Here is a 20,813-nt window from a genome sequence, read left to right as displayed (position 1 = left end):
GGCTCTCTGTATGGTGCGCCCGAGAGGATTCGAACCTCTGACCACCTGGTTCGTAGCCAGGTACTCTATCCAGCTGAGCTACGGGCGCTCATAAACTTTTGGCACTGCTTGAAATATGGTGCGCCCGAGAGGATTCGAACCTCTGACCACCTGGTTCGTAGCCAGGTACTCTATCCAGCTGAGCTACGGGCGCTCACAAACTTTGTGTACTGCTTGAAAAATGGTGCGCCCGAGAGGATTCGAACCTCTGACCACCTGGTTCGTAGCCAGGTACTCTATCCAGCTGAGCTACGGGCGCTCATAAATCGTTGTGTCGTTTTAAATGGTGCGCCCGAGAGGATTCGAACCTCTGACCACCTGGTTCGTAGCCAGGTACTCTATCCAGCTGAGCTACGGGCGCCCTGTTTTAAAACGATAAAAAAAGCTTACTTATCAGTAAGCCTTTTCCAAAGTGTCGACTTGCTGATGGTCAACACATGACTCTTGCTTGAGTCGTAATATGGTGCGCCCGAGAGGATTCGAACCTCTGACCACCTGGTTCGTAGCCAGGTACTCTATCCAGCTGAGCTACGGGCGCAAATGGCGGAGAAGGGGGGATTCGAACCCCCGATGCGGGTATAAGCCGCATACTCCCTTAGCAGGGGAGCGCCTTCAGCCTCTCGGCCACCTCTCCGTTTGCGGGGCTGATAATACTTCACAGGGATTTTTAGTCAAACACTTTTTTGGAGAAAAAAGTGCGTTCGCTCAGCATTTGGTCAAAGCGTGGAATATTCAAACAATATCGGCACTTATCCCGCAGTTTCGCGCCCTGCAGGGCGATTTCAGGGGCCGAGAAAAAACAAAAGGCGACACATGAGGTGTCGCCTTGTCACAGCCATGAAAGTGGCTTAGAAGCCCGGTTGGCCCGGAACTTTCTCGGCCTGGATGCGCTGGTAGATCTCTTCGCGGTGTACGGAGACCTCTTTCGGTGCGTTAACACCGATACGGACCTGGTTGCCTTTAACGCCCAGTACGGTGACAGTCACTTCATCACCAATCATCAGGGTTTCCCCAACACGACGAGTCAAAATAAGCATTCGCTTGCTCCTGTATCCTGTTTTGTTTTTATATCGATATGCGACATTATCTAACAAAGATACCGATATGGTAAATGGTTGAAACTAAATCAATCAGAGATTGTTAGCCCAAGGGCTGCTCTTGCGGTGCCTGATCCAACCCGAAAGCCGCGTGCAGGGCTCGCACCGCCAGCTCCAGATACTTCTCGTCAATCACCACAGAGATTTTGATTTCAGAGGTCGAGATCAACTGCATGTTGATCCCCTCCTCGCCCAATACCTTGAACATGGTGCGCGCAACACCGGGATGGTTCCACATGCCGACACCGACAATGGAAACCTTGGCAATTTCGCCATTGCCCTGCACGCAGGAGGCGCCAAGTTCAGTAGCTGTCTCCTCCAGCAGTGCCCGGGCGCGGCGATAGTCATCACGATTCACCGTGAAGGTGAAGTCGGCGGTGCCATCTCCCAGGGTGTTCTGCACAATCATGTCGACATCAATGTTGGCGTCGCTGATCGGATTCAGGATCTGCGCGGCAACGGTTGGTCTGTCCGGCACGCCCAGAATGGTCAGGCTGGCCTCGTTGCGGTTAAAAGCGATCCCGGATACCAGGGGAGCTTCCATCCTATCACCTCCATATGTGATTAAGGTTCCCTCTCCATCGATAAAGCTCGACAGCACCCGCAGCGGGACGCGGTACTTGCCCGCAAACTCCACCGAGCGGATCTGCAGCACCTTGGCGCCGAGACTTGCCATCTCCAGCATCTCCTCGAAGGTGATGGTGTCGAGACGACGCGCCTTGGGCTCGATGCGCGGATCCGTGGTGTATACCCCATCCACATCGGTAAAGATCTGGCACTCATCGGCCTTGATGGCCGCCGCCACGGCAACCGCCGTGGTATCCGAACCGCCGCGGCCCAGGGTCGTGATGGCGTTATGCTCGTCACGGCCCTGGAAACCGGCGATCACCACCACCTTGCCCGCAGCCAGTTCGGCATGAACCAGCTCGGTGTCGATGTGGGTGATGCGCGCCTTGCCATAGGCGGAATCGGTGTGAATCCGTACCTGATCACCGGTCATTGAGACCGCAGGACAACCGCGTTTGTTCAACGCGATCGCCAGCAGCGCTATGGTGACCTGCTCACCGGTGGAGACCAGTACATCCATCTCCCGCCGGTTGGCATCAGGATCCAGCTGCTGGGCCATGCCCAGCAGCCGGTTGGTTTCGCCCGACATGGCGGAGACAACCACCACCACGTCGTGTCCTTGGGCGCGGGTCTGCTCGACCCGCTCAGCTACCGCCTCGATCCGCTCCAGTGTGCCGACCGAGGTGCCGCCGTACTTCTGTACATAGAGTGCCACAGATCACCTCGCCCGATTACAGGCGCTCTTCCAGCCAGGAGTGAACGGATTGCAGCGCTGCCGGCACCGCCTCAGGCTGGGTACCACCCGCCTGTGCCATGTCCGGACGGCCACCGCCCTTGCCACCCACCTGCTGGGCAACCAGATTGACCAGCTCACCGGCCTTGACCTTGCCGGTCAGGTCGTTGGTGACACCCGCGATCAGGTTGACCTTGCCATCGGCACAGGTGGCCAGCAGCACGACACCGGACTTCATCTGGTTCTTCAGCTCGTCCAGCATGCCGCGCAGGGATTTCGGATCGGCCCCTTCCAGCGCTGCAACCAGCACCTTCTGACCATTGATCTCGATCACCTGACCCAGCAGGTCGTTACCGGCCTGAGCGGCCAGCTTGGCCTTGAGCTGCTCCAGCTCGCGCTCCATCATCTTGGCCTTGTCCAGCATCTGGCGAACCTTGTCGGCGATGCAGAACTGGTCGCCTTTCACCAGGGCGGCAGCCTCTTCGATCTGCTCGCCAACCTGATGCATGAAGTCGATGGCCGCTTTGCCGGTCACCGCTTCGATACGGCGCACGCCAGCAGCGATACCGCTCTCGGCGATGATCTTGAAGAAGCCGATATCACCGGTGCGCTTGGCGTGAGTACCGCCGCACAGCTCGGTGGAGTAGTCGCCCATGCGCACAACACGCACGTCGTCTTCATATTTCTCACCAAACAGCGCCATGGCACCGGCGGACTTGGCCGCTTCCAGATCCATCAGCTGGGTGGTGATTTCGTGGTTGGCGCGGATCTGGTTGTTGACCAGCTCCTCGACCCGGCGAATGGTCGCCATGGTCAGCCCCTCGAAGTGGGAGAAGTCAAAGCGCATGCGCTCGGCCCCAACCAGAGAACCTTTCTGGGTGACATGTTCGCCCAGTGCCTGACGCAGGGCAGCGTGCAGCAGGTGAGTCACGGAGTGGTTCAGGGCGATGGCCTGACGACGATCGCCATCAACCACGGCTTCCACTTCGGCGCCCTTCTCCAGAGTGCCCAGCTCCATGTAGCCCTTGTGGATGATCGCCTTGCCCGCTTTCAGGGTGTCGGTCACGGCAAAGATGCCGTCGTCCACTTTCAGGGTACCGCTGTCGCCGATCTGGCCGCCGGACTCGGCGTAGAAGGGGGTCTCTTCCAGCACGATGACCGCTTCGTCACCGGCGATAAGACCGCTCACCTCTTCCACACCCTTGTAGATACCGACCACGCGGGTACGCTCGGTCAGAGTCTTGTAACCGGTGAAGGGGGTCTCGAAGTCGAGCTTGAGCATCTCGTTGTAGTTCACGCCGAAGCTGGAGGCCTCTTTGGCACGAGCACGCTGCTTCTCCATCTCGGCCTTGAAGCCCTCTTCGTCGATGCCGATCTCGCGCTCGCGCACCACGTCGGCAGTCAGGTCGGCCGGGAAGCCGTAAGTGTCATAGAGCTTGAACACCACCTCACCCGGAATAACCTTGGCATCACCCAGGTTGGCCAGAGCGTCTTCCAGCAGCAGCAGACCGCGATCCAGCGTGCGGACGAACTGCTCCTCTTCGATGCGCAGCACGCGCTCGACCAGCGGCAGCTGGGCGATCAGCTCGGCAGCGACGTCTTTCATCTGCACGGCCAGCTCGGCAGCCAGTTTGTAGAAGAAGACATCGGTAGCGCCCAGCTTGCGACCGTGACGCACGGCGCGGCGGATGATGCGACGCAACACATAGCCACGACCTTCGTTGGACGGCATCACGCCATCTGCCACCAGGAAGGCGCAGGAGCGGATGTGGTCAGCGATGACGCGCAGGGACTGGTTGCTCAGATCGGTGGTGCCGACAATCTCGGCCGCTTTCTTGATCAGCGCCTGGAAGATGTCGATTTCGTAGTTGGAGTGGACACCCTGCATGATGGCGGAGATACGCTCCAGACCCATGCCAGTATCCACGGACGGACGCGGCAGCGGCTCCATGGTGCCGTCAGCATGACGGTTGAACTGCATGAACACCACGTTCCAGATCTCGATGAAACGGTCGCCATCCTCTTCCGGCGAGCCGGGACGGCCACCCCAGATGTGATCGCCGTGGTCATAGAAGATCTCGGTGCAGGGACCGCACGGGCCGGTATCGCCCATCGCCCAGAAGTTGTCGGAGGCATACGGCGCGCCCTTGTTGTCACCGATGCGCACGATGCGATCGGCCGGCACACCGACCTCTTTTTCCCAGATATCGAAAGCTTCATCGTCAGTCGCGTAGACGGTCACCAGCAGGCGATCTTTCGGCAGCTGCAGCACCTCGGTCAGGAAGCCCCATGCAAACTTGATGGCATCCTGCTTGAAGTAGTCACCGAAGCTGAAGTTGCCCAGCATTTCAAAGAAGGTGTGGTGACGAGCGGTATAGCCGACGTTTTCCAGATCGTTGTGCTTACCACCGGCACGCACGCAACGCTGGGAAGTCGTCGCGCGATTGTAGGCACGCTTGTCTGCGCCAAGGAACACGTCCTTGAACTGGTTCATACCCGCGTTGGTAAACAACAGGGTCGGGTCGTTATGCGGTACCAGCGAGCTGGAGGAGACAACCTGGTGCCCCTGGGAACGGAAATACTCGAGAAACGCAGCGCGAATCTCTGACGTGGACATATACATGGAAAATCCTGCTTGATTCGAATACGGACTTTTAACCGCATTAATGTAAGTTTTCTGCGGGGTAAAGTAAAACGGACAGGGCCGCCACGGGTGAAAAAGCGCACATAAACGGGCCAGAAAAGAGCACCACTGCCCACAGTGGCTTTTTTCACTGTCGAGAGGCAAAAAAGCAGCGCATAAAGAGGGATGAGATGAACAAAAGGCCGCTTTTTCGGGATTGTGCGCGCAAGCTACTGAACGGGCAGGAAAAACCTGCCATAAGGAGAGGTGAAACGAAGTTTGCCACGCAGTGGCGTTACTCTTCCCGCTCCTGCAGGGCCGAGATGGCGTAACGGGCCTGATCCTGGGTAAAGCCGCGCCCCAGCAGATATTTGAGCCACTTCATCCGCAGCTTGAAATCGGCCAGATCGGCCACCCGGGCGCGCCGTTCGAGCAGGGCAAACGCCAGTTCGAACCAGTCCAGCTCCGGCTGATCGAATGCGGCATCAATCTGCATATCGTCGAGCCCCTTGCGGCGCAGATCGAAACGGATCTTAATGGGGCCATGGCCCTTGGCGGCACCGGCCCGTACAGCCATACCGCCGTAACGTTCGTCATTGACCCAGTTGTAACCGCGGCAGTAGTCGACCACCGCCTCGATCACCTCTTCATTGAAGCCCTGCTGGCGCAGCCGGTTGGCCAGCTCTGACTCGGCACTCTCGCGACGGGCCAGACTGCGCATGGCAAAGGCGCGGGCGGCGGTAAGCTGCTCTGCAAAGGTCGGCTCGGCAGGTTCGACCGGTTCGGTAACGGATTCATCAACCATCATAAATAACAAGGCCGGGTATCTACCCGGCCTTCCTTTGTTCCTTATTCGAACTCTTGTTCGCTTTCGGCATCGAACTCTTCTGCCTCAACCGGTGCAGCCTTGTCATCGACTGGCACGGCACCGGAGAGCAGCAGCTCGCGCAGGCGGGCTTCCACTTCGCCAGCCATCACCTTGTTCTCGGCGAACAGCTTCATCACGTTGGCCTTGCCCTGACCGATCTTCTCGCCGTTGTAGCTGTACCAGGCGCCGGCCTTGTCGATCAGCTTGTGCTTGACGCCGAGATCCACCAGCTCGCCCTCTTTGGAGATACCGGCACCGTAGAAGATCTGGAATTCAGCCTGCTTGAAGGGCGGGGCAACCTTGTTCTTGACCACTTTGACGCGGGTCTCGTTACCGACCACTTCGTCGCCTTCCTTGATGGCGCCGATACGACGGATATCCAGACGCACGGAGGCGTAGAACTTGAGCGCGTTACCACCGGTAGTGGTCTCCGGGCTACCGAACATGACGCCGATCTTCATCCGGATCTGGTTGATGAAGATGCACAGGCAGTTGGCGTTCTTGATGTTGGCGGTCAGCTTGCGCAGCGCCTGGGACATCAGACGAGCCTGCAGACCAACGTGGGAGTCACCCATCTCCCCTTCGATTTCCGCTTTCGGCGTCAGGGCCGCCACGGAGTCGACGATGATGACGTCAACCGCGTTGGAGCGCACCAGCATGTCGCAGATCTCCAACGCCTGCTCACCGGTATCCGGCTGGGAGATCAGCAGGTCGTCGACGTTGACGCCCAACTTGGCAGCATAGATAGGGTCGAGAGCGTGTTCCGCATCGACGAAGGCACAGGTCTTGCCCTTCTTCTGGGCTTCGGCGATCACCTGTAGGGTGAGGGTGGTTTTACCGGAAGATTCCGGGCCGTAGATTTCGACGATACGGCCACACGGCAGACCGCCAATGCCCAACGCCACGTCCAGCGAGAGGGAACCGGTAGAGATGGCTTCGATATCCATGGTCTTGCTGTCGCCCAGACGCATGATGGAACCTTTGCCGAACTGCTTTTCAATCTGACCCAGCGCAGCCGCCAGTGCCTTCTGTTTGTTCTGATCCATGCCAATCTCCGCTGGAAATCGTGAGTAAGAAGTGAAGTTGGGCTAAGTATACTGTCTATTCATACAGTATCAAGCCCAATTTATCTGAGCAGGGCCAACAGACCCGACAAGGCCTGTCTCACCGCCTGCTGGCGTACCTGTCGGCGATCCCCATCGAAGCGGGCCAGCAGGGAGTGGTGACGGCCATTGCGGTCGGCCCAGGCGAACCAGACGGTGCCGACCGGCTTGCCTTCGGTGGCGCCGCCGGGACCGGCGATGCCACTGATAGCAACGCTGATGGAGGCAGACGAGTGCGCCAGCGCGCCGCGGGCCATCTCCAGCACCACCGCTTCACTCACTGCACCGTGCTGATCCAGGCTCTCGCTGCTCACCCCCAACATCTGCTGCTTGGCTTCGTTGGTGTAAGTAACAAATCCGCGATCAAACCAGCCTGAGCTGCCCGCGATGTCGGTGATGGCGCTGGCCACCCCGCCGCCGGTACAGGATTCGGCGGTCGCCGCCAGCCAGCCCCGCTGACCAAGGGCCCGTCCCAGCTCGATGGCAAGGTGCTCTATCTCTGCATCCAGTTTCATCACGACTCCTTCTGATCCGCTCAAGAGGCACATTATGCGATCCCGCTAGCGCCGCCCGCAACCACGGCAGACCGCCCTTGCCTGCCGCAATGTGAGGTGCTGCACCGGAGCCATGACTTCAATAGTGCAGAACAACTGCGCCCGGAACACCCGCTCCCCCGGCGCGGCGCTTATGTGTAGAATGGCGCCATCAAGCCCAAGGCTCATCACCGCAGACACTGGCCCGCAGAGGCCCCTTCTGGAACAGAACATGACCGCACAACACCAAGCCAGCGGCGCCACAAGCTCCGCTTCCGGCGCCAATCTGAGCGCCCACACGCCCATGATGCAGCAGTACCTTGGCCTCAAGGCCGAGAACCCGGAGATCCTGCTGTTCTACCGGATGGGCGACTTCTACGAGCTGTTCTATGACGATGCCCGCAAGGCCTCCCAACTGCTCGATATCTCGCTCACCAAGCGTGGCCAGTCGGCCGGCAGCCCCATCCCGATGGCGGGGGTGCCCTATCACGCTATCGAAGGGTATCTGGCCAAGCTGGTGCAGCTCGGCGAGTCGGCCGCCATCTGCGAACAGGTGGGGGATCCCGCCACCAGCAAGGGGCCGGTGGCGCGCAAGGTTATTCGCATCATCACCCCGGGTACCGTCTCCGACGAGGCGCTGCTCAGCGAGCGCCAAGACAACCTGATCGCAGCCGTCTACCACGATGGCCGCCGCTTCGGCTATGGCACCATGGACATCGGCTCCGGCCGCTTCTTCATCAACCAGTTCGAGAAAGAAGAGACCCTGCTGGCAGAGCTGCAGCGCACCAATCCGGCCGAACTGCTCTACCCGGAATCCTTCGAGTTTCTGCACCATATCGAGGGTCGCCGCGGCCTGCGCCGCCGTCCGGAGTGGGAGTTTGAGCTGGGCACAGCTCGCAAGCTACTCTGCCAGCAGTTCGGCACCCAGGATCTGGTGGGCTTTGGCGTCGACAAGAGCGAGACCGCCCTGTGCGCCGCTGGCTGCCTGATGCAGTACGTCAAAGATACCCAGCGCACCGCCCTGCCCCACATCCGCAACGTGCGCCTCGAGCAGCCGGATCACGCCGTCATCATGGATGCCGCCACCCGCCGCAATCTGGAGCTGACCCAGAATCTGGCCGGTGGCTACGAAAATACCTTGGCCGAGGTGCTGGATCGCACCGCCACTCCCATGGGCAGCCGCCTGCTCAAGCGCTGGATCCACCAGCCGATCCGCGATCGGGTGATCCTGAAAGGTCGCCAGAGCACCATCAAGGAGCTCATTGAGCAGAACCTCTACGATGAACTGGGCAGCCTGCTGCGTCAGGTAGGGGATGTGGAGCGGGTGCTGGCCCGTCTCGCCCTGCGCTCGGCCCGCCCGCGCGACCTCACCCGGCTGCGTCAGGCTTTCGCCCAGCTGCCCGAGCTACAGCGCCTGCTGGCGGACAACGAACACGAAGCGGTGCAACAGTTGGCCGAGCGTGCCAGCACCTTCCCCGAGCTGCTCGACCTGCTGGAACGCGCGGTGATGGAGGTGCCGCCGGTGCTGATCCGCGATGGTGGCGTTATCCGTGACGGCTTCAATCAGGAGCTGGACGAGCTGCGGGATCTGGCCAACGGTGCCACCGCCAGCCTCGCCCGCATCGAAGAGCGGGAAAAACTGCTGACCGGCATCAACACCCTCAAGGTGGGTTACAACAAGGTGCACGGCTTCTATATAGAGGTGAGCCGCGCCAACAGCCATCTGGTGCCGGCCCACTACATCCGCCGCCAGACCCTCAAGAACAACGAACGCTACATCATCGATGAGCTGAAGAAATACGAGGACAAGGTACTCACCGCCCAGTCCCAGGCGCTGGCGCTGGAGAAACGGCTCTACGAAGAGCTGCTCGATGCCCTGCTGCCCCACCTCGGCGATCTGCAGGATTCCGCCGCCGCACTGGCGGAGCTGGACGTGCTGGCCAACCTGGCCGAGCGGGCCGAGACCCTCGACTACCGCTGCCCAACCCTCATCGACGAAGATCAGATCATCATCGAGGCGGGCCGCCATCCGGTGGTGGAGCAGGTGATGACCGACCCCTTTATCGCCAACCCCATCCGGCTGGAGCGGGAACGGCGGATGCTGATCATCACCGGCCCCAACATGGGCGGTAAATCCACCTATATGCGCCAGACCGCGCTGATCGTGCTGCTGGCTCATATCGGCGCCTTCGTCCCCGCCGACAGCGCCCGCATCGGCCCCATCGACCGTATCTTCACCCGCATCGGGGCGTCAGACGATCTCGCCTCCGGCCGCTCCACCTTTATGGTGGAGATGACCGAGACCGCCAATATCCTCAACAACGCCACCGCCCGCAGTCTGGTGCTGATGGACGAAATTGGCCGCGGCACCAGCACCTACGACGGCCTCTCGCTGGCGTGGGCCTGTGCCGAACAGCTAGCGAGCAAGATTGGCGCCTACACCCTGTTCGCTACCCACTACTTCGAGCTGACCCGCTTGCCCGAGCTGATGAACGGGCTGGCCAACGTCCACCTCGATGCGGTGGAGCACGGCGACACCATCGCCTTTATGCACGCGGTGCAGGAAGGCGCGGCCAGCCGCTCCTACGGTCTGCAAGTGGCGGCGTTGGCGGGGGTGCCCAAATCGGTGATCCAGCAGGCCCGTCACAAACTGTACGAGCTGGAGAGCGCCACTCCGGTGGCCGCAGGTGAAAGCCGCTCGGCTCCGGTGGGCTTCGCCCCGCAGCCTCATCCGGTGGTGGAAGAGCTGGAAGCGGTGCGTCCCGACGAGCTCACCCCGCGGCAGGCGCTGGATCTGCTCTATCGCCTCAAGCAGATGTTGTAAGCAGCTGCCGCCGCGCAAGCATGCAAAAGGGGAACCGCGTGGTTCCCCTTTTTATGTTCAACGCATCATATTCAGCACCCGGCAAACCAGTCAGGCCACCGCCCGCGCCTCTCCACGGGCCCGCAGCAGGCTCTGGCGCCCCTGCCAGTAACCCTGCAGATAGCCGGACTCCAGCTTGACCGGATCCTGGGTAAAACGGGAAACCATGAAATCGGCCGGTGGCGCGATCACCTCGATGTCGCAATCGGCAGGGGGGTTGGCGATGAAATCGAGCGCCCGGTTGTAGGCACGATCCCGCTCCAGCATGGCTTGCGCCAGCGCAGGCTGGGTTTTCAGCAAGGCTTTGACCATCCAGCAGAAACGGGCCGGCTTCTTGCGATATCCCCAGGGCTCCGACAGCACCACCGTCATCCGCCGCGCCCCGCGCCGATAGGCCTCTATCACCGGAATGGAGTCGCTGATACCACCATCGGCCATGGGGCGACCATCGACGCAGGGGGTATCGTGCTGCACCACCGGCAGGGCGCAGGTGGCGGTCAGCACCTCATCCATGTTGTCGGGCCGCACCGGCAGATAGATGGCCTTGCCGCTCGCCACATCGGTCGCCACCGCGTAGAAGGGAATGTCGCGGGTGCAGAAAGTGTCGAGATCGAGCGGGAAGCGATGGCGACTGGCTTGCCACAGCCAGCAGATGTCCACCAGATCGCCCCCTTTGACGAAACGCAGGGGATCGAGAAACCGGGAGCTGCAAGCCAGCTCGGTGATGATGTGGTGGCTGCGGCGCGGCTGCTCGCTCAGATAAGAGACCAGATTGGTGGCACCGGCCGAAACGCCCATGACGAAATCGAACGGGTAGTGGTGACTTTCGACAAACGCATCGAGCACGCCGCTGGCAAAGATGCCGCGCATCGCGCCCCCTTCGACAATCAGGGCGCAAGAGTGGGGATTAAACATAACAAGGCTCCGTCAGCTGTAATACCTGCCGGGATCGATCCCGGCCCAGTGATAGACGCCTTCATGCAGAACATCAAGACGCCGCAGCAGGACGATTCAGGCTCACTCGCGCAAGCCAGAAGCAGTGAAAGGGCAAACCTGAACCGTGAAGCGACCCCCAGTATATGCAGCGCACCAACCTTCAAAAAATGAATTTAAATAATAAAAAACATGCCCTTTTGGCATGATTTAGCACATCGGCAGAGACGGCCCTTTATCCGGTAACAGCACCATCAGGATCAAGGCAGCCCGGGCCCAAACGTCCCGTCGACGGGGTTGTAGTGGTAGGCCCGATAGTCAAAGCCCACCTTATCAAGGCGCGGATTGGCCAACTCGAACAACAGGCGCTTGGGGAGCTGCGCCTGATCGAGGGAGGGTTTGAAGTGGCGCAGCCAGAGCTGTTGCAGCGAGCCATCCCGCCACGCCAGCTTGAGCCCGACCGAGAGGCGGCGGATGGCGGCCTGATTATCCTTGTGGGTGTAGAAGAGGTGGAGAAAGGGATAGTGCAGCGCCACTCGCCGATCCACGGTGAGGCCGGGCAGATCACTGTGCTGCTCCTGCTCGATAAAGAGCTCGTTGGCACCGCGGCAGAAGAGGTCGATGCGACCGCGAGCTACCAGCTTGAACAGCCGCTCGTAACCGTCGATCTCCTGCACCTTGAATCCCCCATGACGCAGGATCTCCGCATCCTGCCAGCCACGTCCCTGCCCGTGCAGAAATTGCTGCAGCTCGGTCAGGGTATTGACCCTTGCCACCGCGTCGGCCTGCTGCGGGCTGACAAAGCAGATGCGATAACCGAGGATGCCCAGCTCCACCGGAAAACGAACGTAATCCAGCGCACCGCTCTCTGCGGCCGGGCGCAGACTGTCGGCCACAAACAGATTGGGGTATTGCTGAGTCTGCACAATCTGTCGCATCCGGATACGGTTCATCGGCGGCGCGGTTCGCAGCTCGTAGTCACCGAAGCTGTCGCGGGTCTTCTCCAGCGCCAGCTGCAACAGATCGCGAAAATAGAGGGTACGCAAGTCCCGATCGCTCTCGGGGCTGATATGAGTGATGACGTCGCTCGCCCGTAGGGGAGTGGCAAGGAGGGAAAGACTGCACAACAGCAAGCAGGAAGCGAGGCGATGAAAGGTCATACTGCTCATCCCGGGAATACACGCTCACTAGAGTGTAGCGCCGGGACGAGCCGCCTTCTAAAGGGAAGCCCGGCCTACCAGAACATCCGGCCCAGCAGGGGTGCCAGCAGCACGGTCACCATACCGGCGATCATCATCACCATGCTGGAGACCACTCCCTCCTCATTACCCATCTGATAAGCCCTGGCAGTGCCGGCGCCGTGGGCCGAGGCACCAAACCCCGCCCCCTTGCCGAGGCGACTGCGAATGGCCAGCACGGTGAGCACGCTCTCCCCCACCGCCATACCGATGACGCCGGTCAGCACCACAAACAGCGCCGTGAGGTCGCTCTGACCGCCGATGGCGCGGGTCGCCTCCACCGCAAACGGCGTGGTGATGGAACGCATCGCCAGACTGCGCTGCAACATGTCGGAGAGATCCAGCCAGCGGGCCAGCAGCACGGTACTCCCCACCGCCATGATGACCGATGCGACCACCCCGACCGACAGCGACAACCAGTGGCGACGAATGAGCTGGCGGTTCTCGTAGACCGGCACCGCGAAGGCAACGGTGGCGGGACCCAGCAGCCAGAGCAGCCAGTGGGATTCCGCCATGTAATCCTGATAGGGGATGTGGAACAGCAGCACCACGGCTACCAGCAGGGTCGGCGCCAGCAGCAGCGGCATCAGCGGCAGGATGCGCTTCTTGCCGTAGAGCCATTTGCTGGCGTAGTAGAAGATCAGGGTGAGGGCGAAGCAGATCAGCCCGAGCAGGGTATCAGACATGACGACGACTCCGGCGAGCCAGTTTCAGTTCGAGGCGGTAAACCCGATCCACCACCAGCGCCGTGGTGCCGAGTACCAGGGTGGTGCTCACCAGCAGCACCACCATGATGCGCCACCCCTCCTGCAACAGCAGATCCTGATAGTTGACCACCGCCACCACGGCGGGGACGAAGAAGAGCAGCATCTCCGCCAGCAGCCAGCGGGCACCCGCCTCAAACCACTGCGCCTTGACCACCCCGAGCAGGATGCAGGCCAGCAGCAACAGCATGCCGGTAAGGTTGGCGGGCAGCGGCAGATGGAGGGTACGCACCGCGGTATCGGCCAGCAGCCAGATGGCTGCCAGCAACACAATCTGGAAGGGAGTCTGTAACCAGCGCAAGCAGAGGGCTTTCATGATCATCGTCTTTCTGTGAACCGGCTCACAGTATAGAGTTGAGCAAAACCTGCCAGAAATGAATTAAAATTATCGAATTCATGCCACATAGGCATACTTAATCCCGTAACCGCCAACACGAGTCGAGAGAGTCCATGGATATTCGCGCCCTGCGCTATTTTGTCGAACTGGTACGGGAAAAAAGCTTCACCCGCGCCTCTGAAAAGCTGTTCGTCACTCAGCCCACCATCAGCAAGATGATCCGCAATATCGAGGAGGAGCTGGGCCAACCCCTGCTCAACCGGGAAGGGCGCCGCTTCACCCTGACCGACAGCGGCCAGGTGCTGTTCAACCGTGCCCAGACCATCTTGGCTGAGATGCAGCAGCTGGAGGCCGAACTGGCGGATCTGCAGAGCCTGCAACATGGTCGCCTCACCCTCGGCATTCCCCCCATGGTGGGTCACGTCTATGCGGATCTGATCCGCGCCTACCGCACCCGCTATCCCAAGGTGGAGCTGACCCTGGTGGAGTACGGCGGCCGTCGCATCGAGCAGGCGGTGCTGGAGGGGGAGCTGGATCTCGCCATCACCATGCTGCCGACCAAAGAGGGGGGCGCCCTCAGCGCGCTGGAGCTGGATCAATACCCGATCCGGGTAGTGCTGCCTGATCAACCCCGCTGGCATGGCGAGACGCCGCTGCGGCTGGAGTCCCTGCAGGAGGAGCCCTTCCTGCTCTATACCCAGGCGTTTACCCTGAGCGAGCGGTTGGAGCAGGCATGTCAGGAGGCGGGCTTTGTGCCGCAGGTGGCGGCGCGCAGCAGCCAGTGGGATTTTCTCACCGCCATGGTGCGCAGCGGCATGGGGGTCGCCTTCTTGCCGGAGCCGGTCTGCCACCGGCTGACCCCGGATGGTCTGGTGCTGCGGCCGCTGGAGCCCGAATTGAGCTGGCGACTCGGGGTGATCTGGCCGAGCGAGCGCTATCTGTCGCGCACCGCCGAGGCTTGGTTGGCCATCTGCCGCCAGCGGCAGGCACCTCAGTAATCGCCGAAGCGATCGGTCTGCGGATTGTAGAAGTAGGGGCGGTAATCGAAGCTGATCCCGTCGAGGAAGGGATTATCCAGTCGCAACATTCGGCGCTGGGAGAACTTGGCAAAGGCGATGGCCGGGCCAAAGCTCTTGCGCCACAGCGCCTGTAGCGAGCCATCCTGCCACGCCAGCTGCAACCCCCGTTCGACCCGCTGCAGCGCCTCGCGATTGTTGGGATTGGTGTAGAAGACCCGAGGCAGCGGGTAGTAGATCAACAGCGCATCGTCCACCAACAGATCCGTCATCTCCTTGTGGGTCAGCTGCTCGCTGCGCAGCTCGCTCACCCCGCGGCAGAAGAGATCGAAGCGGCCCCGCGCCACCATTTTGAACAGCTTTTCGTACCCCTCCACCTCCACCACCTCCATCCCGGCGTAGCGCAGGATATCCACATCCAGCCACCCCTTGCCCTGACCGAAGGTGAACTGGCGCAGCCCCTTGAGGTCGGTCACTTTGCTCACCGCCGCCTTTTGCTGCGGGCTGACAAAACAGATGCGGTAGCTGACGATCCCCAGATGGATGGGAAAACGGACATAGGCGAGCCCCAGATCTTCGCGGGTGCTGCTGTAGCTGTCCATTACAAAGAGGTTGGGATAACTGTCTAGCTGCATACTGACCCGCTCGCGCGCCTTGGTCATGGGCGGCGCAGGCTCCAGCAGATAGTCGCCAAACTGGTCGCGGGTCTTGTCGAGGGCGAGCCGCAGCAGCTCCCGATCATAGGTGGTACGCGGATCCCGCTCGCTCTCCGGGCTGATATAGGTAAACCGGGTGGCCGCCTGTCCGGTCAGCGACAACATGCAGAGCAGAGCGGCAGCCAGCAGATGCAGGGGTGACATAAACCGCGCCTTGGCTGAAGGGGTTCTTTCAGTGTAGCCCTGAGCGTGGGCCCCCACCTTGGCGCGGCCTGTGCGAGGATAAGCAACACGACAAACAGGGGGACGCGGGCAGATATCCTCACGAGTCACATCGCCTCCGGGCCACCACAGGCCCGGAGAGCAGGTTCACACCGTGCCCGGCACTACTCTTCGCCGATAGGTGCGGCGATCCACTTCATCAGCGTCAGCATATCCTGCGGCGCCACCCCGACCGAGAGACCACGCTTGCCGCCGCTCACCAGGATCTCGTCAAACTGCAGTGCCGACTCGTCGAGCACGGTGGGCAGCAGTTTCTTCTGGGCCAGCGGGCTGATGCCACCCACCTTGTAACCGGTCAGCTTCTCCGCTTCCGCCGGTTTCATCATCTCCACCTTCTTGAGGCCAGTCGCCTTGGCCAGCTGCTTCAGACTGCACATGCCGGATGAGGGCACGATAGCCACCACCGCCTGCTTGTCGTGATGGGCAACCAGAGTCTTGAACACCTGCGCCTCCGGCAGCCCGAGCTGGGTCGCGGCATGCTTGCCGAAATCGTCGTGGGCTTCGCACTCGTAGGGGTAGAGCTTGTGGGGAATTTTGAGCTTCTTCAGCAGGTTGATGGCAGGAGTCATGGTGGATGCCTTGAATCGAATCGCATAAAAACAAGGCCAAACAGTCTGCGCCTCACTGTGGGGTGATGCAAGGGGGGATGGAAGTTGCAAGGGCCATTGACTGGCCGCCATACCATGCACGCTGGCGGCGAACGTCCAGAACACTTGACCAAACAGAGCCCAAACGGGTATTGCTTTAACCCTTTGCCGCCGCCACAACCCATACAGCAGGAGCCCATATGCAACTCACCCCACCCCAACCGCCTCAGGACGATGATGTTGAAGCGCTGCGCATTGGCCTGACGGGCTACAACGTAAGCCAGGCAGGCCCTCAACTGTACGAACTTCGGCGCGAGCGGATCGCCAGCTTTATCAAGGATAAAGAGGGCAAGGTACACGGCGGCATCATCGCCGACATCAAGTGGGGCTGGCTGCACGTCGACTGGCTCTGGATCGACGAAAGCATCCGCCGCGATGGCTGGGGCGGCCGCCTGCTCGGCGCCATGGAGCAGTACGCCCAAAGCAAGGGCATCAGCAACTACCATCTGGAAACCACCAGTTTTCAGGCCCTTCCCTTCTACCAAAAGCAGGGTTACGAGGTCTTTGGCCAACTGCCCGATATGCCGCCGGGGCATATCAGTTACTTTCTGAAAAAGCAGGATAAGTGATGAGATTCCAGCGCCTTGCCAACGCCAATATCGTGATCCGCCCGTTCGAACCGGCCGATGCCGACGAGTTTGTCCGCGCGGCGGTCGATCGCTCTGCTGCATGACTTTGGCTTTGAACAATTGAGTCTATTTCGACTGGAGATCGTGATGGATATTGGCAACACCGCCTGCATAGACAAAGATATATGCGCACAACTATTAAAACTTAAACTGATCCTCCTCCAGCCAATCTATCTGGATTAGGTGCTGGAGTATAAACAGCTCCATTCTGGATGTTAAAGCAACCACTAGCTTCTGTTCCCTTAAAAGCCTGAATCAACATAACCTTCATATCTGGATGATTATTAAACACTGTCATCCATATACTAAAGAAGCCATTTGCAACAGCATTCATTGCAACAAATTTTTTTAATTCATTATTGTTTGGATTTGTCAAAAAGAGAGAAAGAGCTTCCTGCGCAATACCAAATACTTCCATTCTTTGAGCACAACGGTCTAACGCTACCTCTTCACCATTAGAATCTTTATATATCTGCTTTGATTTATCCAAACCAACTAAGCGAAGCGTATTTCTAGCCATAACCTGCTGCCGTGGCAAAAGATTATCCGATACAGAAATGTTCCCATCAACATTATATACATATGCATAAAATGTATTATCCCGGTCAGGAAAAAGCAACCTGCTAAAATTAATTTTTTTACTGCTCTTACACGAGTTACAATTTACACATGCCAATAGGAAATTCGACCAGCGGTTTTCTAAATCGGGCCGACCAAATTTACCATCTTTAGGTTCTATATGTTCAACAGCCAATTGTGTATCTATTTTTCTTTCACAATAGCTACAATAGCGCCCAAGACGACTCATTAAATCAACTTTAGCATCCTCATATTTATTAAAGTCTCCTGCAATTGGTGACCCACCTTTTCTCACAGGCCTCATGATTTACTCCCCCAATTTCGCTACGCGTTGCATCTCTAAAAATGCTTGATAAGCCGGATTGTCAGCATAGGGAGCCAAGGATTTGGCCAATCTTTCTTTATATTGTTGCAACTTATCCTCAGGTGCAACACTAGCTTCACTTAGTGTTTTCAGATACTCTGTAGCCACTCCTTTCATCTTTTCATATCTATGGCTAACCTCAGGTTTATTTATATTCATAATGGCGTCAGCAATATCCTCAAGTGTTTTGTTCGCCACCTGAGCAGGAACCAAACCATCCAGTATTATAAGCTCTTCGCTCGAACGTAATGACTGAATCAAGAATGGTGAATGTGTCGTACAAATAAACTGGATTTTTGGAAATGTCGTTCGCAAATCCTCAATGACATGTCGTTGCCATCTAGGATGAAGATGCAAATCAAGTTCATCAATTAATACAACACCCTCGGTTTCATCAAGCACTCTCTCTCCCAAGTGAGGATTGAGAATTGCAGCCTTTTGAGCAATATCAGCAATAAGTGCCAAAATACATCGCTGACCATCACTTAGCAAACTAAATGGTAATGGTTGAGAATTTTCTAATGTAAGTATTAACTCTTCTCTTTTGGGATCATAGCGTAGATGCGTGGCATTTTCGACACACCCAACCACTGCTTTCCGCACCACTGTCAGCATAGTTGACTCTTTACCAAGCTGATAAGCCTGCCACTCTTGGAGAGCGAACCATGCGACAAGCTCTTTCAAAGCAATTCGAGGGTCAACGCAATGCTTATAACCATCCAATCGTGATGGTTTATTTGTAGAACCCGTCAATGATGGTTTGGCTTTAGATGCTTTAGGGTCTTGCCATAGGCGCATTGTCCCATAGTAACTAATCAATGGTAGAGAAACGTCACTTTCTAAACTGCTATCACATTGCTTGGCTAATGCAGTTAAATCACCCGCATTTCCATAACGAGTATTACCACCAGGGGAGTTCTTGGAACGCTCCCAGCTAATAAGCTTTCCTTTCACTTCTCCAGTGGCAGAGACGATGACTGGCCATGCCTCTACAAACTGAGACTCGCCTTCTTTTTCTACATAAGATAATGCAGCATCCGTTGGCTCTATCGCTTGCTTGTCATTCCTCTTTTTAAAACCTAGCATCCAAGATGCGATAGCTATCGAAACCGCATCTAAAACCGTCGTTTTACCTGCTGCATTCTGGCCCACAATTAAATTAATGCTTGGATGAAATTGGAATGACTTTTCCTTATAACACCGAAAATTCTTTAACGACAAAGTTGCTAGTCTCATACGGACACCTCTTCATGCTAACTTTGAATCATCATATCTTATTTAACATTGTGTTTCAGTTGCCAGATATTGGGATACCCATCGTTTGGATAGTCGCACAATAAGGCTGGGGGTATGAAGAGCCCACACGGAAAGATAGAGCGGGCACGGTCTTGGCGGCCCTCCAATGAGCCAAAGGGAAGGGCAAGTTCAGAAGCGTCATCAGGGATGACGAATCAGACCCATGTGAGCTGGCGATATGTCGCCTGCTGCGTTCCGACCGATCTTATCCACAGACCAAAAGGCCCCCGCAGCAGTCGGATTGACGGGTAGAACACCTTTGGTTCCTTTCTTGAATTTTCAAAGTAACTCACCCGGTCAGAAACCCCTTCGAGGCCAACGGCCTCGCGTCCTGCTCGGCGTAGCCGAGCCATCCATCCCCACATAACAAAGCGGACGATTACGCCTAACGGCTAATCGACCCTACGATTGCACGGCTCAGCCGTGCCTGCTCGCCACAGGCAGGGAGTCTGGCTGGACACCGGATGCCACCGGCAAAGGGGGGCGTGGCCGCCCCTATCGGCCCAAGAAGGGTTCCCAATCTTTAAACACCGGCTGCAACCCCGCCTGCCGCACGGCGGCGGCCACTTCCCCCACCGGGCGGTCGTCGTGTATGGCGAACTGCTCCAGCTCCTCGGCATCCCCTTCGGCATAGCCACCCGGCTGGGTGCGCGACTCGGCCGACATCTGGGTGATGCCAAGGCGCACCGCGCCGTTGCGAAAGGTGGCCGATTCGCGGGTGGAGAGCGACAAGTCCAGCGTGGGCGAGAAGAGGCGCCAGGCGCAGATAAGCTGGGCCAGCTGACGATCCGACATGACCACGGCAGGCTCCAGCCCACCGGTGCAGGGGCGCAGGCGCGGGAAGGAGAGCGAGTAGCGGCTCTGCCAGTGGTGGCGCTCAAGCCAGCTCAGATGCTCGGCGACAAAGTAGCTGTCGGCGCGCCAGTCCGAGGAGAGGCCGATCAGCGCCCCCAGCCCAATCTTGTCGATACCGGCGCGACCGAGCCGATCCGGTGTGGCGAGGCGCCACGCGATGTCCCGCTTGTTGCCACGCAGGTGGTGGCGGGCGTAGGTGGGGGCGTGGTAGGTCTCCTGATAGACCATGACCGAATCGAGGCCGAGGCTTTTCAGCTCGGCATATTCGGCCTGCGAGAGGGGCTGCACCTCCATCCCCACCGTGCTGAAGTGGCGGCGGATGATGGGCATCACCTCGCGAAAATAGGCGAGCCCCACCTTGTGCTCGTGCTCGCCGGTCACCAGCAGCACGCTGTCAAAACCGCGCGCCTTGATGGCCAGACACTCGCGCTCTATCTCCTCTACATTCAGGGTTTTGCGCTTGAGGCGGTTGCTCATGGAGAAGCCGCAGTAGGTGCAGTCGTTGGCGCAGAGGTTCGACAGATAGAGCGGCACATAGAAGCCGATGGTGTTGCCAAAGCGCTGGCGGGTGAGCCGCTCGGCCTCGGCTGCCATCTGCGGCAAAAACGCCTCGGCAGCTGGAGAGATCAGCGCCATAAAATCGCTCAGCGTGCGGCGCGGTGAACCCAGCGCCCGCTCTACATCGGCGGCAGTCTTGGCGCGGATCTGCATGCCAATATCGTCCCACTCAAGTTCGTACCAGCGGTCGAGAAAGGAAGGCTCCTTAGCCCTCACCCCCGGCGCCCTCACCC

18 protein-coding genes and 6 tRNA genes are annotated in these 20,813 nt (G+C 58.7%); 3 read left to right on the top strand and 21 right to left on the bottom strand.

Annotation, left to right across the window (positions count from 1 at the left end):
• Positions 1-11: 11 nt before the first annotated feature.
• The 12 genes from AB5Y92_RS13100 to pncC all read right to left on the bottom strand — a co-directional run bounded on the left by AB5Y92_RS13100 (position 12) and on the right by pncC (position 7,545).
• Positions 12-88, bottom strand: a tRNA-Arg gene (locus AB5Y92_RS13100).
• Between the two features lie 28 nt (positions 89-116).
• Positions 117-193: transfer RNA gene (locus tag AB5Y92_RS13095), tRNA-Arg, on the bottom strand.
• Between the two features lie 28 nt (positions 194-221).
• Positions 222-298: transfer RNA gene (locus AB5Y92_RS13090), tRNA-Arg, on the bottom strand.
• A 25-nt stretch (positions 299-323) separates the two neighbouring features.
• Positions 324-400 (bottom strand) — tRNA-Arg (locus tag AB5Y92_RS13085).
• A gap of 100 nt (positions 401-500) precedes the next feature.
• A tRNA-Arg gene (locus AB5Y92_RS13080) sits at positions 501-577 on the bottom strand.
• A 3-nt stretch (positions 578-580) separates the two neighbouring features.
• Positions 581-673, bottom strand: a tRNA-Ser gene (locus AB5Y92_RS13075).
• 214 nt (positions 674-887) lie between these two features.
• Complete coding sequence (gene csrA / locus AB5Y92_RS13070) at positions 888-1,076, bottom strand: carbon storage regulator CsrA (protein WP_005336053.1); 189 nt, start codon at positions 1,074-1,076, stop codon at positions 888-890.
• Positions 1,077-1,179: 103 nt separating this feature from the next.
• Positions 1,180-2,418, bottom strand: coding sequence for an aspartate kinase (locus AB5Y92_RS13065; protein WP_005336054.1), 1,239 nt, complete (start codon positions 2,416-2,418; stop codon positions 1,180-1,182).
• Positions 2,419-2,434: 16 nt separating this feature from the next.
• Positions 2,435-5,059, bottom strand: a complete 2,625-nt coding sequence (gene alaS, locus AB5Y92_RS13060) for an alanine--tRNA ligase (protein WP_368226926.1) — start codon at positions 5,057-5,059, stop codon at positions 2,435-2,437.
• Between the two features lie 295 nt (positions 5,060-5,354).
• Positions 5,355-5,864 carry a regulatory protein RecX gene (locus AB5Y92_RS13055; RefSeq protein WP_139742581.1) on the bottom strand — a complete coding sequence of 170 codons (510 nt, stop codon included), beginning with the start codon at positions 5,862-5,864 and terminating at the stop codon, positions 5,355-5,357.
• Between the two features lie 44 nt (positions 5,865-5,908).
• Positions 5,909-6,973, bottom strand: coding sequence for a recombinase RecA (gene recA, locus AB5Y92_RS13050; protein WP_040068994.1), 1,065 nt, complete (start codon positions 6,971-6,973; stop codon positions 5,909-5,911).
• An 80-nt stretch (positions 6,974-7,053) separates the two neighbouring features.
• On the bottom strand, positions 7,054-7,545 hold the full coding sequence (pncC, locus tag AB5Y92_RS13045; RefSeq protein WP_139430204.1) for a nicotinamide-nucleotide amidase: 492 nt from the start codon (positions 7,543-7,545) through the stop codon (positions 7,054-7,056).
• A gap of 322 nt (positions 7,546-7,867) precedes the next feature.
• On the opposite strand from pncC, the gene mutS reads away from it, so the two are divergent.
• Entirely contained in the window at positions 7,868-10,387 is a 2,520-nt protein-coding gene (gene mutS, locus AB5Y92_RS13040; RefSeq protein WP_368226929.1) for a DNA mismatch repair protein MutS, read from the top strand.
• A gap of 90 nt (positions 10,388-10,477) precedes the next feature.
• On the opposite strand, the gene AB5Y92_RS13035 is transcribed toward mutS, so the two are convergent.
• The 4 genes from AB5Y92_RS13035 to AB5Y92_RS13020 form a co-directional block, all read right to left on the bottom strand.
• On the bottom strand, positions 10,478-11,341 hold the full coding sequence (locus AB5Y92_RS13035) for a patatin family protein (RefSeq protein ID WP_368226925.1): 864 nt from the start codon (positions 11,339-11,341) through the stop codon (positions 10,478-10,480).
• Between the two features lie 278 nt (positions 11,342-11,619).
• Complete coding sequence (locus tag AB5Y92_RS13030) at positions 11,620-12,519, bottom strand: hypothetical protein (protein ID WP_368226924.1); 900 nt, start codon at positions 12,517-12,519, stop codon at positions 11,620-11,622.
• A gap of 74 nt (positions 12,520-12,593) precedes the next feature.
• On the bottom strand, positions 12,594-13,283 hold the full coding sequence (locus tag AB5Y92_RS13025; protein WP_005357793.1) for an LrgB family protein: 690 nt from the start codon (positions 13,281-13,283) through the stop codon (positions 12,594-12,596).
• On the bottom strand, positions 13,276-13,677 hold the full coding sequence (locus tag AB5Y92_RS13020; RefSeq protein ID WP_088868378.1) for a CidA/LrgA family protein: 402 nt from the start codon (positions 13,675-13,677) through the stop codon (positions 13,276-13,278). The genes AB5Y92_RS13025 and AB5Y92_RS13020 overlap by 8 nt, the downstream gene beginning before the upstream one ends.
• Positions 13,678-13,811: 134 nt before the next feature.
• Between AB5Y92_RS13020 and AB5Y92_RS13015 the strand changes: the two genes are divergently transcribed.
• Positions 13,812-14,696 carry a LysR substrate-binding domain-containing protein gene (locus AB5Y92_RS13015; RefSeq protein WP_368226923.1) on the top strand — a complete coding sequence of 295 codons (885 nt, stop codon included), beginning with the start codon at positions 13,812-13,814 and terminating at the stop codon, positions 14,694-14,696.
• Here the strand turns inward: AB5Y92_RS13015 and AB5Y92_RS13010 are convergent.
• Both AB5Y92_RS13010 and ybaK read right to left on the bottom strand, forming a co-directional pair.
• Positions 14,690-15,574, bottom strand: coding sequence for a transporter substrate-binding domain-containing protein (locus tag AB5Y92_RS13010; RefSeq protein WP_368226922.1), 885 nt, complete (start codon positions 15,572-15,574; stop codon positions 14,690-14,692). The genes AB5Y92_RS13015 and AB5Y92_RS13010 overlap by 7 nt on opposite strands.
• 182 nt (positions 15,575-15,756) lie before the next feature.
• Positions 15,757-16,221 (bottom strand): Cys-tRNA(Pro) deacylase, encoded by a 465-nt coding sequence (ybaK, locus tag AB5Y92_RS13005; RefSeq protein WP_005336092.1) that lies wholly within the window; start codon positions 16,219-16,221, stop codon positions 15,757-15,759.
• A 218-nt stretch (positions 16,222-16,439) separates the two neighbouring features.
• Here ybaK and AB5Y92_RS13000 point away from each other — a divergent pair, with 218 nt between their 5' ends.
• On the top strand, positions 16,440-16,868 hold the full coding sequence (locus AB5Y92_RS13000; protein ID WP_058056327.1) for a GNAT family N-acetyltransferase: 429 nt from the start codon (positions 16,440-16,442) through the stop codon (positions 16,866-16,868).
• Between the two features lie 205 nt (positions 16,869-17,073).
• Here AB5Y92_RS13000 and AB5Y92_RS12995 read toward each other — a convergent pair whose 3' ends face one another.
• The 3 genes from AB5Y92_RS12995 to thiH form a co-directional block, all read right to left on the bottom strand.
• Complete coding sequence (locus AB5Y92_RS12995; protein ID WP_368226921.1) at positions 17,074-17,811, bottom strand: HNH endonuclease; 738 nt, start codon at positions 17,809-17,811, stop codon at positions 17,074-17,076.
• A 3-nt stretch (positions 17,812-17,814) separates the two neighbouring features.
• Positions 17,815-19,107: an AAA family ATPase gene (locus AB5Y92_RS12990; protein WP_368226920.1), complete on the bottom strand. Its 1,293-nt coding sequence runs from the start codon at positions 19,105-19,107 to the stop codon at positions 17,815-17,817.
• 555 nt (positions 19,108-19,662) lie between these two features.
• Complete coding sequence (gene thiH, locus AB5Y92_RS12985; protein WP_368226919.1) at positions 19,663-20,811, bottom strand: 2-iminoacetate synthase ThiH; 1,149 nt, start codon at positions 20,809-20,811, stop codon at positions 19,663-19,665.
• Between the last annotated feature and the right edge of the window lie 2 nt (positions 20,812-20,813).

The sequence above is a fragment of the Aeromonas sp. R1-1 genome (assembly GCF_040908495.1).
Lineage (GTDB): Bacteria > Pseudomonadota > Gammaproteobacteria > Enterobacterales > Aeromonadaceae > Aeromonas > Aeromonas veronii.
The sequence above is the reverse complement of the archived record's forward strand: the minus strand, read 5'-3'. Positions and strand labels throughout refer to the sequence as shown.